13 protein-coding genes are annotated in these 14,901 nt (G+C 69.2%); 8 read left to right on the top strand and 5 right to left on the bottom strand.

Annotation, left to right across the window (positions count from 1 at the left end; genetic code table 11):
• Window positions 1-66: 66 nt before the first annotated feature.
• Window positions 67-816 carry a GntR family transcriptional regulator gene (locus tag LR393_RS11020; protein WP_269327003.1) on the bottom strand — a complete coding sequence of 250 codons (750 nt, stop codon included), beginning with the start codon at window positions 814-816 and terminating at the stop codon, window positions 67-69.
• A 180-nt stretch (window positions 817-996) separates the two neighbouring features.
• On the opposite strand from LR393_RS11020, the gene LR393_RS11025 reads away from it, so the two are divergent.
• Genes LR393_RS11025 through LR393_RS11040 form a run of 4 tightly spaced genes read left to right on the top strand, consistent with a single transcriptional unit; the run spans window position 997 to window position 4,977 of the window.
• Window positions 997-1,974, top strand: a complete 978-nt coding sequence (locus tag LR393_RS11025; RefSeq protein ID WP_231483740.1) for a sugar ABC transporter substrate-binding protein — start codon at window positions 997-999, stop codon at window positions 1,972-1,974.
• The gene (locus tag LR393_RS11030) at window positions 1,974-3,035 is read left to right on the top strand and encodes an ABC transporter permease (RefSeq protein WP_231483741.1); all 1,062 of its coding nucleotides are present in this window, start codon (window positions 1,974-1,976) and stop codon (window positions 3,033-3,035) included. Before LR393_RS11025 ends, LR393_RS11030 begins: the two co-directional genes overlap by 1 nt.
• Window positions 3,032-3,808 carry an ATP-binding cassette domain-containing protein gene (locus LR393_RS11035; protein ID WP_231483742.1) on the top strand — a complete coding sequence of 259 codons (777 nt, stop codon included), beginning with the start codon at window positions 3,032-3,034 and terminating at the stop codon, window positions 3,806-3,808. Before LR393_RS11030 ends, LR393_RS11035 begins: the two co-directional genes overlap by 4 nt.
• Window positions 3,805-4,977, top strand: a complete 1,173-nt coding sequence (locus tag LR393_RS11040) for a Gfo/Idh/MocA family protein (protein WP_231483743.1) — start codon at window positions 3,805-3,807, stop codon at window positions 4,975-4,977. Before LR393_RS11035 ends, LR393_RS11040 begins: the two co-directional genes overlap by 4 nt.
• 46 nt (window positions 4,978-5,023) lie before the next feature.
• Here the strand turns inward: LR393_RS11040 and LR393_RS11045 are convergent, their stop codons facing one another.
• Window positions 5,024-5,629, bottom strand: coding sequence for a TetR/AcrR family transcriptional regulator (locus LR393_RS11045; RefSeq protein ID WP_231483744.1), 606 nt, complete (start codon window positions 5,627-5,629; stop codon window positions 5,024-5,026).
• Window positions 5,630-5,726: 97 nt separating this feature from the next.
• On the opposite strand from LR393_RS11045, the gene LR393_RS11050 reads away from it, so the two are divergent.
• Complete coding sequence (locus tag LR393_RS11050; protein ID WP_231483745.1) at window positions 5,727-7,124, top strand: MFS transporter; 1,398 nt, start codon at window positions 5,727-5,729, stop codon at window positions 7,122-7,124.
• Here the strand turns inward: LR393_RS11050 and LR393_RS11055 are convergent.
• The gene (locus LR393_RS11055) at window positions 7,079-7,840 is read right to left on the bottom strand and encodes a (2Fe-2S)-binding protein (protein WP_231483746.1); all 762 of its coding nucleotides are present in this window, start codon (window positions 7,838-7,840) and stop codon (window positions 7,079-7,081) included. The two genes, LR393_RS11050 and LR393_RS11055, sit on opposite strands and share 46 nt — an antisense overlap.
• Before the next feature lie 349 nt (window positions 7,841-8,189).
• On the opposite strand from LR393_RS11055, the gene LR393_RS11060 reads away from it, so the two are divergent.
• The 3 genes from LR393_RS11060 to LR393_RS11070 are packed head-to-tail and all read left to right on the top strand — an operon-like array spanning window position 8,190 to window position 12,903.
• Window positions 8,190-9,383: an ATP-grasp domain-containing protein gene (locus LR393_RS11060; protein WP_231483747.1), complete on the top strand. Its 1,194-nt coding sequence runs from the start codon at window positions 8,190-8,192 to the stop codon at window positions 9,381-9,383.
• On the top strand, window positions 9,380-11,236 hold the full coding sequence (locus LR393_RS11065; protein WP_231483748.1) for an IucA/IucC family siderophore biosynthesis protein: 1,857 nt from the start codon (window positions 9,380-9,382) through the stop codon (window positions 11,234-11,236). Before LR393_RS11060 ends, LR393_RS11065 begins: the two co-directional genes overlap by 4 nt.
• A gap of 8 nt (window positions 11,237-11,244) precedes the next feature.
• A complete protein-coding gene (locus tag LR393_RS11070; protein ID WP_231483749.1) occupies window positions 11,245-12,903 on the top strand; it encodes an IucA/IucC family protein in 1,659 nt (552 codons plus the stop codon).
• A 26-nt stretch (window positions 12,904-12,929) separates the two neighbouring features.
• Here the strand turns inward: LR393_RS11070 and LR393_RS11075 are convergent, their stop codons facing one another.
• Both LR393_RS11075 and LR393_RS11080 read right to left on the bottom strand, forming a co-directional pair.
• The gene (locus LR393_RS11075) at window positions 12,930-14,342 is read right to left on the bottom strand and encodes a M949_RS01915 family surface polysaccharide biosynthesis protein (protein ID WP_231483750.1); all 1,413 of its coding nucleotides are present in this window, start codon (window positions 14,340-14,342) and stop codon (window positions 12,930-12,932) included.
• Window positions 14,343-14,502: 160 nt separating this feature from the next.
• A complete protein-coding gene (locus LR393_RS11080) occupies window positions 14,503-14,871 on the bottom strand; it encodes a phage holin family protein (RefSeq protein ID WP_231483751.1) in 369 nt (122 codons plus the stop codon).
• Window positions 14,872-14,901: the final 30 nt, after the last annotated feature.

A 14,901-nucleotide genomic window follows, 5' to 3' on the forward strand; every position in this document is an offset into this window, starting at 1 on the left:
ACCGACACTCGGGGTGACTTGACAATTACGAAGGGCTTTCGGCCCCCTCGCGACCAGGTGCTTTACCTAGGGGCGCCGCAAGCTCAATTCAAAGCTGTATCTCGACGCCACGTACACATGGCTGCCGAACTCCACCACTCGTCCCCGGTCGTCGAAGGTCTGGCGGCTCATGGTGAGCAACGCCGCGCCCCGGGTCTCACCGAGCAGACGGGCCTCCTCGGAGGTGGCTGTGCGCGCGCCGATGGTCTGGTGCGCCGCGTGCAGCATCACCCCGGCGGCCCGGATCAGCGAGTAGAGCCCGTGCTCCTCGAGGGCCCGGGTGGTCAGCCCACCGAGCTCGGTCGGTAGCCAGTTGGTCAGCCGGGCGATCGGGCGCCCGTCGGCCGAGCGCAGGCGAACCAGGCAGATGGTGGACGCGTGCGGCGGCAGGGCGAGCCGGTGGGCGACGTCGGGTGGTGCCGGTTCGATGCTGTTCGACAGCACCCGGGTGGTGGGCGAGCGGCCGCCGGCGGCCAGGTCGTCGTGCAGGCTGGTGAGTTCCAGCGGACGGCGCACCCCTGGTCGCACCACCCGGGTGCCGACACCCCGGCGCCGCACCAGTAGGCCCTTGTCGACCAGGTACTGCATGGCCCGGCGGACCGTCGGCCGGGACAGACCGAGCTCGGCGGCGAGCTGGATCTCGTTGGCCAGCATGGTGTCCGGCGGCACCTCACCGGTGTCGATGGCGTGCTCCAGGTGCTGCGCGAGCTGGAAGTACAGGGGCACCGGGCTGGACCGGTCGATCACCAGGGACCGCAGCACCGGATCGACCGGCATGGCGCCCTCCAGGGAAGCGGATGTCCCGGCAGATCTCGGCAGCCGTTCGTCGCTCGACCCGCCCGGGGGCATTGATCTGGATGTCTGACAATCCGACCGTATGACTGTAACTACTGACAAACAGACATGGAAGGCCTGGTCGGTTCTCGGAAAGTCCCGCTGGCGAAGGGTTTTTCACGCATGTCCAGAACGGGAAGAGCTGTCGTGGCCCTGGTTGCCGCCGTATTGGTGCTGACCGCCTGCAGCGAGGGCGGCCGGGTCAAGGATCCGGACACCGGCGACGGCACGGCCGGTGACAACTCCGGCTACACGATCGCGATGATCACGCACGAGACCCCGGGCGACTCGTTCTGGGACCGGGTCCGCGCCGGCGCCGAGCAGGCCGCGAAGAACACCGGTGTGGACCTGAAGTACTCGAACGACCCGGACGCGGGCAAGCAGGCCGTGCTGATCCAGAACGCCGTGGACAGTCGCGTCGACGGCATCGCGACCACCCTGGTCACCCCCGACGCGCTGGCCGGATCGGTGAAGACCGCTACGCAGGCGGGCATCCCGGTGGTCGGCCTGAACGCGGGCATCGACGACTACCGGCGTCTGGGCGTCTCGATGTACTTCGGCTCGGACGAGACCCGGGCCGGCACTGCCGCGGGCGAGCGGATCGCGGCCGAGGGCGCCAAGCATCCGCTCTGCGTGATCCACCAGGCCGGGTCGGTGTCGCTGGAGGCCCGCTGCGAAGGAGTCCGCTCGGCCGTGCCGGACACCGAGAACCTTCAGGTCAACGGCGCCGATGATGCCGCCGTGGTGTCGACCCTCCAGGCCAAGCTGCAGCAGGATCCGTCCATCGACTACATCGTGAGCCTGGGCGCCCCCATCGCCCTCGACGCGGGCAAGGCCAAAGAATCCGGTGACAGCCAGGCGAAGATCATCACCTTCGACCTGAACCAGGAGACCGCGCAGGGGGTAAAGGACGGGACGATCGAGTTCTCCATCGACCAGCAGCCCTACATGCAGGGATTCATGGCGGTCACGTCGCTCTACCTGAATCTGAAGAACGGCAACGATCTCGGTGGCGGTGAGGCGGTCCTGACCGGCCCGTCGTTCGTGGACGGCGACAACATCGGCCAGATCCTGCCGTTCGTGCAGAACGGGACCCGCTGATGACCGAGAGCCTGGTCGCCGGGAGCCCGAACCCGCTCTCCCACCGTCTCTTCGCCCGACCGGAGATCGGCGCCACCGCCGCGGCCGGCGTCATCCTGGTCTTCTTCCTGGCGGCCGCCCCGGCCTTCCGCTCGGGCGGCTCGTTCTTCACCGTGCTCTACCAGTCGAGCACCATCGGCATCGTCGCGATCGGCGTGGGGCTTCTGATGATCGGCGGCGAGTTCGACCTCTCCGCCGGCGTCATCGTCACCACCGCGGGCCTGGCCAACTCGATGTTCTGCTGGTGGTTCGGCATCGATCTGTGGGTGGGCGCCCTGCTCAGCCTCGCGTTCTGCCTGTTCATCGGTTTCGTCAACGGCTACCTGGTGATGCGCACCGGCATCCCGAGCTTCCTCATCACCCTGGGCACGTTCTTCGTCCTTCAGGGCGCCAACCTCGGCCTCACCAAGGTGGTCACCGGCTCGGTCACCTCGCCCGACATCTCCCGCATGGACGGCTACCCGTTACTGGAGGGGGTCTTCGCCTCGAACTTCGACGCCGGCGGTGTGACCGTGTGGGGAACCGTGCTCTGGTGGCTGGGTTTCACGGCGCTCGCCGCCTGGGTGCTGCAACGTACCCGCACCGGCAACTGGGTCTTCGCCATCGGTGGCAGTGCCGACAGCGCCCGGGCCGTCGGGGTGCCGGTGGTGCGCACGAAGATCGGCCTGTTCATGACCGTCTCGTTCCTCGGCTGGTTCGTCGGCATGCACACGCTCTACCGGTTCAACACGTTGCAGGCCGGCAACGGCGTGGGCAACGAGTTTCTCTACATCATCGCCGCGGTGGTCGGCGGCACGCTGCTCACCGGTGGCTACGGCAACGCTATCGGGGTCGGCATCGGCGCGTTCATCTTCGGCACGACCAGCCTGGGCATCGTCTATGCGGGCTGGGACCCGAACTGGTTCAAGGCCTTTCTCGGCGTGATGCTGCTGCTCGCCGTGCTGGTCAACCTCTACGTGAAGTCGCTGGCCACCTCCACCCGGTTGCTGCGCGACTCGCCCGGGAAGGCGGACGACGCATGACGCTCATCGAGATGCGCGAGGTCGGCAAGACCTACGGCCCGATCCGGGCTCTCGGGGGTATCAGCCTGAGCGTGCGGGCCGGCGAGGTGACCTGCGTGCTCGGCGACAACGGCGCGGGCAAGTCGACCCTGATCAAGATCATGTCCGGGCTGCTCGAGCACACCGAGGGGCAGTTGATGGTGGACGGGGAAGAGCTGGTGTTCTCCTCGCCCCGGCAGGCCCTGAGCCGCGGCATCGCCACCGTCTACCAGGACCTGGCGGTCGTGCCGCTGATGGAGGTCTGGCGCAACTTCTTCCTCGGCGCCGAGCTCCGCAGCGGTCGGTTTCCCCTGGCCGGCCTGCGCATCCGGGAGATGCGCCGGATCGCGGACGAGGAACTGCGCAAGATGGGCATCACCGTGAAGGACATCAACCAGCCGATCGGCACCCTGTCCGGCGGGCAGCGGCAGTGCGTCGCCATCGCCCGCGCCGTCTACTTCGGGGCCCGGGTGCTGATCCTCGACGAGCCGACGGCCGCGCTCGGGGTGAAGCAGTCGGGGGTGGTGCTCAAGTACACCGCCGCCGCCCGCGACGCCGGTCTGGGCGTCGTCTTCATCACCCACAACCCGCATCACGCATACCTGGTGGGCGATCGTTTCCTGGTGCTGAAACGCGGCCGGGTGGAGCTGGACTCACGGCGGGACGAGATCTCGCTGAACGACCTGACCCAGGAGATGGCGGGTGGCGACGAACTCGACGCGCTGGCCCACGAGCTGCGCCGGACGACGAAGTGAGCCGGCCCCTGCGGGTGGCTCTGATCGGTTGCGGCAACATCGCGGTGAACTCGCACCTACCGGCGTTCCTGGCCGATCCCGCGCGCTACCAGGTCGTCGCGGTGGCCGACCCGACCGCCTCGCGACTGGAGATCGCCCGGGAGGCGGCCGGTCTCGGTCCCGAACAAGCATTCGCAGACCCGTTGCGGGCCATCACCTCGCGCGACGTGGATGTCGTCGACGTCTGTACCCCGCAGCACCTGCGCCGTGATCTGCTGGTCGCGGCGGCCGAGGCCGGCAAGCACGTGATCTCCGAGAAGCCGCTGGCCTCGATCCCCGCGGACGCGGAGAAGGCTGTGAAGGCGGCGGAGGCTGCGGGAGTCGTGCTGGGTGTCGTCCACAATTATCTGTTCCTGCCCGAATTCATCGCCGCGCAAAAGATTGTCGACAGTGGCGAGATCGGTACGGTGCGAGCCGTCACCGTCAACTATCTGGGCGTGCTCGACCTGCCCGGTGCGGGTGGCTACCGGCCCCAGTGGCGGCACGACCCGGCCGCCGCCGGGGGTGGCGTGCTGATGGACATGCTGCACGCCGTCTACCTGGCCGAACACCTGCTCGGAGCCGAGTTCGTACGGGTCTCCGGGTACGTCGACGCGGACCTGCCCGGCACCGATTCCGGCGGTGTGGAGACCCTGGCCCTCGCCCGGTTCGAGGCCGATCCCGCCGGCGCCGCGATGGTGAATATGGCCTGGGGCCACGGGCCCGGGGGAGTGCAGGTCACGGGCACCCAAGGGCGGCTCATGATTCGCTACGCCGACGACAGCACCCCGCCCTGGGCACCCCTGGCCGGTCTCTCGGTGACCACGGCCGAAGGAACCCGGCACGAAGACGTGCCCATCGGCGTCCCTTTGCCCGAAAAGATGCCGGTGTCGATCGCCGACGCGCTGGCCGACATCGCCGACGCGATCAGTCGGGGCCGTCGCCCGGCCGCCGACGGTCGCGCCGCCCTGCACACACTGGCCTGCACCCTGGCGGTTTACACCTCGGCAGCGCTGGGGCGAACGGTCCAGATCGAGGACGCGGGTGAGCCCGCGGTCTGGTCGGCGGGCGTGGGTGCACTGGCCGGTCTGGACCTACCGGTTCACAGCCCGGTGACCCGGGGCCGCCTGTTCCGGGGAAGGTTTGTGTGATCGCGCCGACCTTCCCCGAACCTCGCGATTTGACCGACCTTTCGGTTTAGTGCGCGTAGGCCCGCAGGAAGGTGTCGACGCCGTCGCGGACGGAGGTCTCGAAGGTCTCGGCGGTGATGCGCAGGGTGCCGAGGGCGGTGAGGCCCGGTAGTTCGGCGTTCACGAGCACCACGAACTGGCGGGCCGCCTTCACCGGGTCGGCGACCTGGAGGCGCCCGGCGTTGCCCAGCATGGCCAGGCGCCCGGCCAGGGCCTCGTGCATCGGGCGCACCGCGCGGTTCTGCACCATGTCGAAAATCTCCGGATCACGCCCGATCTCGGCCGTGATCAGGCGATCGAGGAACACCGAGCAAGGGCTGAGGGAGAAGTCGGCCAGCGCCAGGCCGAGCCGGTAGAGGCCCTCACGCCAGTCGTCGCCGGAACAGTCCAGCTGGCTGATCGCACTGAGCGAGGCCTCGTTCTGCTGCTGCGCCGAGTCGGCCACCGACTCCCGGAACAATTGCTCCTTGCCGCCGAAATGGCTGTAGACCGTCGGTTTCGAGACGCCGGCGCGAGTGGCGATGGCATCGATACTCGCGCGCTCATATCCCTCTTCACCGAAGATCGGTGCCGCTGCATCGAGAATCTCGCGCTTTCTATCCCTCAGTGCCACGGGGTTGATCCTACGACAAACTTCTTCTTTCTTGACAGTAACTTAAACCGCACTTGTTAGTTGGTTAAATCAAACCAGTGAGTTTAGTTTGACTGGCATGTCGGTTAATCAAGTGCAGTGGCCTGCGCTGGCCGCAGTAGCTGCCGCCGCTCTGCTGGCGGTGCTGGACGGCACGGTGGTGGCCGTCGCGCTCAACTCGCTGGCCGGATCCTTCGAGGTGCGCCTCGACCAGGTGGTGTGGGTGACGATCGGCTACCTGCTCGCCGTCGCGGCCGTGTTGCCGGTGCTCGGTTACCTGACCGCGAGGTTCGGGGCCCGGGTGGTGTTCGTGGCCGGACTGCTGATCTTCCTGGCCGGTTCCGGACTTACGGCGCTGGCCGGGTCGGTGCCGGCGCTGATCGGGTTCCGGGTGATCCAGGGGGTGGGTGGCGGCCTGATCGAGCCGACGGCCATGACCCTAGCCGCCGGGCTGGCGCCGACGCGGCAACTGGGCCGTGTCATGGGGGTGATGTCGATGATCATCAACGTGGCCCCGGTGCTCGGCCCGCTCGTCGGCGGCCTGCTGCTGCAGACCGGCCACTGGCAGTGGATCTTTCTGGTCAACTTGCCCCTGGGCGCTCTGGTGCTGATGGCCGTCCTCAGCGCCACCCGGGAAAGCGGTGCCACCCGGGAAAGTAGCGCCGTCGCCCAGGCATCCGTCCCGAAGGCCGACGGCCCCGGTCTGCTGCTGCTGACCGTGGGGTTCGTCGGGCTGCTCTTCGCCCTCAACCGCTCCGGTGAGGGTGGCGTGAGCCCGCCGGTCGTGCTGGCGGGCGTTCTCGGGGCTCTCCTGCTGGCCGCCTACGTGCCGTACGCAGCCCGCATGAGTCGTGAGGGACGTCCACCCGCTCTGGATCTGCGTCTGCTGGCCCGACCCGGGTTCGGGGCGGGCATGGGGGTGATGGGACTGGTCGGTCTGGTCATGTTCGCCCAGCTCACGGCCCTGCCACTGTTCGCCGCGCAGCACTTTGGACTGATCGGTCTGGAGCAGGGCGTGCTGGTCAGCGCGCTCGGTCTAGGCCTTCTGGTCTCGATGAGCGCAGGCGGACGGCTGAGTGACAACGTCGGGGCCAGGCCCTTGGTCATGGGCGGGGCGGCGGTCACCTTCACCGCGGTGCTGGTCTTCGTCGCGACGCACGATGACTGGCCCCTGGGTGCTCTTTACGCCCTGTTCGTGTTCGTGGGACTGGGCTTCGGCGCCACGGCGGCACCGACGGTGGCCGGGGCGTTCCGGCTCCTGCGGCCGGGGGAGCAGGCCGCGGGCAGCACCGCACTGTTCATGACCGTGCAGTTCGGGGCATCGGTCGGGGTGACGCTGCTGGGACTGCTTCAGGCGGTCACCCAGAACTGGGTGACGTGGTTGTTTCTGGTGATAGCGGGAGTCCAGGTGATCGTATTCGGTCTGGGCTCTCAGCTTTTGACCAGAGGGCAGCTACCGCACTTCTCCTCGCCCTGACGGTAGAAGAGGCAGCACATGCCCCGCACCGGGTCGAGTATCTGCTGCCCAGGACCATTCTCGGCGATACGCACAGTGCCGCGCCGGCGGATCGGCGCTCCCTCGGCCACCAGGGCATCGAGAAAGAGCTGCCCGGCTGCCCGGCCGGCCTCCTGGCTGCCCCCGGTCAGCAGCGGGCTCTTGGTGGTGGGACCGAGCACGGAGTCGGCGACCTGGTTCCACATGGCGACCGTGCCGTACCGGATGCTCGTGTGGATCTGCTCGATCAGCGGGGCCAGGGTGGCGTGGGCGCCCCGGGCGGCCCAGACGACGAGCGCCGCCAGGTCTTCGACGACCTCGACGCCCGGGATGCCGGCCAGTGGGTCGTCGGGCAGGACGGCGAAGCGGTCGGAGCGGATGGCGATCTGCTCGACGAGCCCGTCCTCGTCGAGGCGCAGCATCAGGGAGTCGGGCCCGACGTCGTAGGCCTGGCCGGTGGTGGCGATCGCGATGCCGAGACGCCCGGCCACCGCATAGCCCAGGCTCCCGATCAGGCGCGCACCGACGACGGCAGGGCCGTGCTCGTGATGCGGGCCGTCCGACGTCAGCATGGCCTCGATCACCTCACGCGGTGTGAACCACGAGCCACTCTGCGGGACGCGGGAGTAGTGCTCAGCCGCGTACGAGTGGGGGCTGTGGGGGTCGAGGGTGCGGAGGCGCTCAGCGAGCAACGCCACTGGGTTGACACTGATCACAGTATGTGACCCACCAGTAGGTCGGGGGAGCATGCCGACGGCATGATGAACTGCCAAGACGACACCTCCTCCGAACTACCCGGCGTAACTGCGTGCAGCCACTATAAGGTAAGGCTTGCCTTAATCTTGTACGGGTGCAGGTCGTTTCTGGGGGTTCTTCAGCGGTGTTACGTCATGTATCCAGCAGGTACCTGTCGGAGACCGGTGCCTCGTTCTTGAGGGCCGGGTCTGGTGACATTGCGTTATGTCAGGACAGCCGGGTGCTGTGGAGTCGCCGCCGGGGTTCTCCAGAACTTCCCGGGGTGCCTGAGGCCGTGCTGGAGTGATCCACATGGCTGTGGTTCTTCTCGCCCGTAATCCCACCGATTCCGTGACCCGCGGGCTGCTTCCGGCCGCTCACGATCTGGGGCTCCCGGTGCGGGTGCTGACCGACGACCCGCAGGCGCATCGCGACGCCTACGCCGAGCTCGGCGACCGTCTGGGTCACCCCCAAGTGATCGGTTGCGACGTCCGCGACGTCCGCTCGGTGCTGGCCACGATCGAGGCCACCGGCAGACCCCTCGGGGTGGTCAGCAACAGTGATCATCTACAGGTCCAGACCGCTCTGGTCGCGCACTACCTGGAGCTGCCGGGCAAGGACTGGCGCTCGGCCCAGCGCGCCCGCGACAAGGGGCTGATGCGGGCAAGACTGCGGTCGGCCGGGCTGGACGACACGTACTGCCACCGTCTTGTGTCGAAAAGCCCACTCCCGGAAGAAGTTTCTTTCCCGGTAGTGCTCAAACCCGCAGAAGGCGTCGCCAGCGAAGACGTCGTGATGGTTCGCGACCGGGCCGAACTGGTGAGCCGGGTCGAGGAGGTGCGGCGCCGGCGCGACGGTGACCTGCTGCTGGAGGGACTGCTCGAGGGTCCGCTGCACACACTCGAGACCTTCGGCGACGGCGAGCGCCTGCGGGTGCTCGGTGGGTGGCAGACCCGGGTGTCGCCCCCGCCGTACTTCATCGAGGAGCGCCTGACCTGGAATCCCGCTCCCGACCCGGCGGTGGTGAAGGTCGTGCTCGGGCAGCTCGACCGGCTCGGTGCGGGTTTCGGGGCCTGCCACACGGAGTTCGTCGTCACCGGCGACGGGCCCCGGATCGTCGAGGTCAACGACCGGCTGATCGGCGACCACTGCGATTTCGCCATGGCCCGGCTGACCGGGGAGCCGCTGTTCCACGACCTGTTCCGGCTGCTGATCGGTGAGCCGCTGAAAGAGCCTCCGGGGCAATCGGTCCGGAGGGCAGGAGTGGTGCACTGGGTGCTGGTGGACAGCGACGGCGTGCTGCGGTCGGCCCCGGGTGGATTCGCCGAGCAGCGGGGTGAGTACCGCCTGGACTACCGGCCGATGAAAGAGCTGGGCAGTGCGGTGCGGGTGACCGGTACGAATCGCGATTACCTCGGTTCGGTCACTGTCACCGGGCCCGATCCGGACGGGGTGGAGGCCGTGACCGGTGAATTCCTGGCCGGTGGGCACTGGGTGATCGGATGAGGGCCGGTCGTCGTCCGGCCCCGGCGCCGGTGCCCGGGTGGGAACGTGACCTGATTCTGCGTCTGGGCACGGCTCTTCTGCGGGAAGACGTCGCGGCCCTGCGCACCCGGGGGCAGCTCCTGCCTGCGGCGGAGGCGAGGGTGGCCGGGCGGCGGCAGGAGCTGCGGTCGTCGATCGGCTGGACGCCCCGGGTCGAGGCCCGGGAGCGGAACGCCGATCTGTGGCTGGCCCTGAACGGTCTGCGGATGCCGGTGCGGGTGGGCTCGCCGTCGCGGGGTGACCTGGTCAGCGACCTGGTGATGCGTGAACCCCGGGTGATCCGGGTGAGCCCGACCGCTCGTATCGAGGCGACCCGGCTGAGCGCGGTGGTGCACGTGCTGGAGTCCGAGCTGCTCGACGGCGTGGCCCCGGCGCTGGAGGCCGAGTACCGCACCGGGTTCCGGGCCCTGCTGGCCGAGGCCCGGGCGGCGGCCGCGGCGGCCCAGGTGCGGCGTCAGCATCGGCCCGAGGTGATGGGCCGGTTGCGCGTGGCCTGGGCCGGGCTGGCCGGTGAGGACAACGTGATGGCCGTGCCCGCCGCCGACGACGCAACGGTGGACGAGGCCACCGCCCGGGCCTGGGAGATCACCGAGTCCTTGGCCGCCCACCGCGACCATCCGATCTACCCGCTCTCGGTGGCCCGCGTCGGCCTGCGCCGGGCCGACCTGCGGCGCTGGGCCCCCGAGCACGCACCCCGCTTCGGTCTGCGCTGGGTCAGCGTGCCGCGCGAGCACGTCCGGTCTTCCGGCGAACTACCCGGCTGGTGGCCGGGCCGGACCGACGTCGCCTTCCCCGTGCACCCGGCCATGCCGAAAAAGTTCCTGGCCGAGATGCTAAACGTGCCCTGGCAGCCGCTTCCGGCTCCGAGACTCCAGGTGTGCCCGACCCTTTCCATGCGCACGGTGGTGCCGGAGGCCGATCGGTCGGTGCATCTCAAGGTGCCCATGCCGATGCGCACCCTGGGCCGGCTGAACCTGCGTCTGGTCAGCCGCGCCTCGCTGGCCGACGGGGCCGTGCTGACCCGGAGTCTGCGCGGTCTGCTGGCGAGGGACGAGCAGTTCCGCGACACCGTGCTGACCGCGGACGAGACCACCTGGCTGCACGCGGACAACCACCTGGCCGTGCTCGTGCGCCGCTGGCCGGTCATGACGCAGGCCCGGGTGCTGCCGGTGGCCGCGCTGACGGCCCGGGGGTGGGACGGGCGTCTGCTCGCCGATCTCCTGGCCGACGAGTTCTTCGACGGCGACCTGGACACCTTCCTCGCCACCTATCTGCGGGCCCTGCTGACCTGGCAGCTCACGCTCTGGCTGCGCTACGGCATCGTGCACGAGGCCCATCCGCAGAACGTGCTCGTGGTCGTGGACCGGCACGAGGGCGCTCCGCGGGTGCGGCTGCTGCTGCGTGATCTGGACAGCTGCCTCATCGATCCGGAACTGGCCGGGCCCGCCCTGGGCGAGGACATGCCGTCGGGTCTCACCGACCATCGCCTGATCTCGAAGGACCCGGTGGACCTGGCCGCCATGTTCGTCACCACGACCCTCCACCAGTGCGTGGCCTCGGTCCTGATCTCGACGGCCATGGCCCTGGACCGACCGGTGAGACCGCTGCTGGACCGCGTGCGTCCGTTGCTGCGCGAGCTCGCCGAGACGCACCGGAGCGCACGTGACACCGCACTTCTGATCTCGGGAATCATCCGGGCGGAGAGACTTCCGGTGAAACGGACTCTGACCGCCGCCACCCTGCTGCCGAAATCTCGTACCGGAGCTGCCGACGTGAACAAGTTCTACGGCGCCGACGCGCCCACCTACCTGTGAGCCGGCCGATGACCCTCACCGGCAGCAGCGACTGCGAAGTCATCACACGGGTGGACGAGGCGAGCGCCGAGTCCGTCACCGTCGTCGCTCTGCTGAACTGTCTGGTTCGGGAGGTCTCTGGCCCGGGCGGCAACGTCGTGCCCGACGGGGCCGATCGGGTGGTCATCACGCTGGAGAAGACCGGTCAGGCCTTGAGCGCCCGGCTGCATCGGCCGATGATGAATGTTTCCCGTGGAACATTGCAGCCCCGGTTCACCGGTGAGGTAGAGCACGCCGGGATCCGCCTCGGCTGGCGTGAGCTCCTGGCGCTGGTGGACGCGGAACTGACGGCGATCACCGGTGAGACCGCCGGTCACCTGCTGCGGCAGATCGAGGCGTCGCACCAGCTCATCGCCGACGCCCTTCAGCACCGGAAGAACCAGCAGTTCTCCCCGGACATCTACCTCGACCTCGAGCAGTCGCTCCTGGCCGGGCACCGCTACCACCCGGCTCCCAAGGCCCGCTCCGGCCGGCTGGACGAGGTGCGGCAGTACGCGCCCGAGTTGGGCGCCCGTTTCCAGCTGCACCACCTGGCCGTGCGATCTGACCTGGTCCGGGAGATCCACCTTCCCGACGCACGTCCCGACGGCGACGAGGCCCCGGCCGGATACCGCCTGCTGCCGCTGCACCCCTGGCAGTACGCGATCCTGCTGCGCGGCGACGAACTACCCGCCGCGCTCGCGGACGGCCGGGCGATCGACCTGGGCCCGAGCGGACCGTGGATGCGTCCCACCTCGTCGGTGCGCACGGTCGCTGCCGACGACTCGGAATTCGTGAAACTCAGCCTGAGCGTGCTGATCACCAACTGCCTGCGGATCAATCCGTGGCACGAGGTTCAGGCCGCCGTCACGCTGGCCGGGCTGCTCGAGCCGTTGCGCCGCGAGCTGGCGACCCGCTTCCCGGGAACCGTGATGTTGCGGGAGACCTCGGGACTGACGGCCGATCTGGGGCCGGGCACGACCGACCAGCTCGGGGTGATCCGGCGGGAGGGACTGGCCGGCCGGTTGCGACCCGACGTGCTGGCGGTGCCCTCCGCGGCGCTGGCCGAGCCCCTGCCCCATCCGGTCGTGCGGCAGTTGCTCGACGGCCTGGCCGGTGACCGAGCCCGGTTGCTGGAATGGTGGCAGAGCTACTTGCGGCTGCTGCTACCGCCGGTGCTGTACGCATACGCCGGGCACGGAGTGGTGTTCGAGGCGCACCTGCAGAACGTCGTGGTCGGGCTCGACGGTGATGGCCTGCCCGTGCAGCTCGTCCTGCGTGACCTGGAGGGCGTGAAGCTGGTGCGTGAGCTGCGCGGCGACGACCTGGCCGGGATGCCCGAGCCGGTGCGGGCCCACGTCGGCACGCCCCGGGACCGCGGCTGGGACCGGGTCGGCTACTGCCTGCTGGCCAACCACGTGGGTGGGCTGATCTCGGCGCTGGCCGACCGGGCCCCGGCCACCGAGCCGGCGCTGTGGGCGGCCGTGCACGACCAGCTGGCCGAGGTCGAGCCCTTCGCCGAGCTGGAGGCCGTGCTGGCCGGAGAGCCGGTGCCGGTCAAGACGAACCTGCTCACCCGCTGGCGTTCGGCCGCCGACCGGGACAGCGGTTACGTGCCGCTCTACCTACCGCTGGGGCCTGTTTCCTGACTGCGTGAAACAGGCCCCCACGGGCCTTACTTGGTGACCGGGAAGAACATCTGCGCGTAGAGCTTGGCGACGGTGCTGTAGTAGCCCGCCGGCCAGTCGCCCGCGCTCGGGGCGGGTGCGGTGGAGCCGGTCTGGCCGCCCACCACCCCGGCGCCCCGGATGATGTACTTGTCGCCGTCGCTGACCAGGGCCAGCTTGGCCTCGCTGGCCGTGGTGGCGCCGCCGCAACGCGACGACCAGCCCGCCATGACCTCGGCTGTGCCGTCGCTGTCCAGGTCGCGGATCTTCAGGCCGTTCTTCGCGAACCCGGCCTGCCCACCGGCCCGGCCGCTCTTGCACTGCGGCAGGTCGGGGTCGGTCATGGAGCGCAGCACCTGCGGGTCTTTGGTCTCCAGCCGGGCGACCTGAATGACCTTCAGCGTGGTCTTGCCCCGTGAGGTCGGCACCTTGATCGTGACGGCGAGGTTCTTGCCGTTGGTGTCCTGCCAGGTGAAGGCCGACACGATCTGACCTCCGGCCGAGACACCCGCCCGCTGGAGCAGACGCGACGCGGTCACCCGCTTCACGTTCGACAGGCCCTTCGGCTCGGAACCGCTGAGCTCGGTGCTCGGGGTGGTCTCGGGCGCGGCGGTGGGCGTCTCGTCGGGGCTGTTGCCCCGGCCGCTGAGCAGCGCGACCAGCACGATCAGCAGCACCACGAGACCACCGGCCACGGCGATGAGCACGAACCGGGCCTCGGGCACCTGCACCGTGAGGAACTGCTGGAGGGGGCTCTTGTCGCCACCGCCGCCCGCCGGTTCCGGGGCCGGGGCGGGAGCCGGGGCCGGCCGGGCGGGCTTGGCGCTCTGCGGGGCCCGGCCCTGCTGCGCCAGCACCTCGTCGGGCAGGGGGATCGGGCCGCTGAACGTGGCCCAGATGTCGCCGTTCTGCGGCGGGGCGTAGGCGTTGCGGTCTTCGGGCACCGAGCGCCGGGGCTTGGCCGGCTTCGGGGGCTCCGGGGTGGCCACGCGCTCAGGGGCGGCTACCCGCCGGATCGGCGCCTTGGGCGGCTTCGGGCCGGCTGGAGCGACGCCGGGCGGTGCTGCCTCGGCGGGGGAAGCGGGAGGAGCCGGCGGCGCCGGGGGCAGACCGTAGGCGTCGAGCGCCGTGCCGTCGCCGAGCATCGGCAACTCCATCGTCACGGCAGCGTTCTGCGGCGCGACGAAGTCGGCCGGCGGCATTTCGGCCGGCGGCTGGTTGTCCGGTGCCGGAGGTGGTGGATAGGCGCGGGTGGGATCGTTCGCCCCGGGACGATAGAGCTCCGCGTCGTACGGATCTGACCCCTCGTCGTCCGAGGACGCTCCGGAAGATCCGGAGGAGGCGTCGCGCTCTTCGTCGCGAATCCGCACTCGACCGGGCTCCGGCGGGCGGGTCCACCAGGGCCCCTGCTCGTCGTCCACGTGCCGTTACCCCTTCCACAGCCACTCGAACCGCTGACCGCCGGTCATCTCCGGCAGGCAAGTCACGTGGCTCTCGACCAGATTCGATCCTCCCACGCTCGCCCGGGTACTGCTGTCCGCCGTCCGGCCAGGCCACCGGAAGCGCTAAACCCGCTGACTCTCAGTCACTGTCCGGAAGGACCAGGTTGAGCACCATACTCACGAACGTCACCACCACGGCTGCGCCGATGGCCGACCAGAAGAAGTCATCGATCGTGAACGAGATGTTCAGCTGATCCGACAGCCAGGCCACGAGCTCCAGCATCACGGCATTGACGACGAAGGCGAACAAACCCAGTGTGAGGATGTAAAACGGCAAAGAAAAGAGCTTCACCACCGGTTTGATGATCGCATTCACCACACCGAAGATCGCTCCGACGACCAGGAGCGTCAGCGCGGTCCGGCTCGCGCCGTCGCCGCTCACCGACACGCCCGGCACCACGGCGGTGGCGACCCAGATCGCCACCGCATTCACCAGAACCTTGATCAAGATGTTCTGCATCCCGTGAATCCTGCCAGA

The organism is Kineosporia mesophila (assembly GCF_021129235.1).
Classification (GTDB): Bacteria; Actinomycetota; Actinomycetes; order Actinomycetales; family Kineosporiaceae; genus Kineosporia; species Kineosporia mesophila.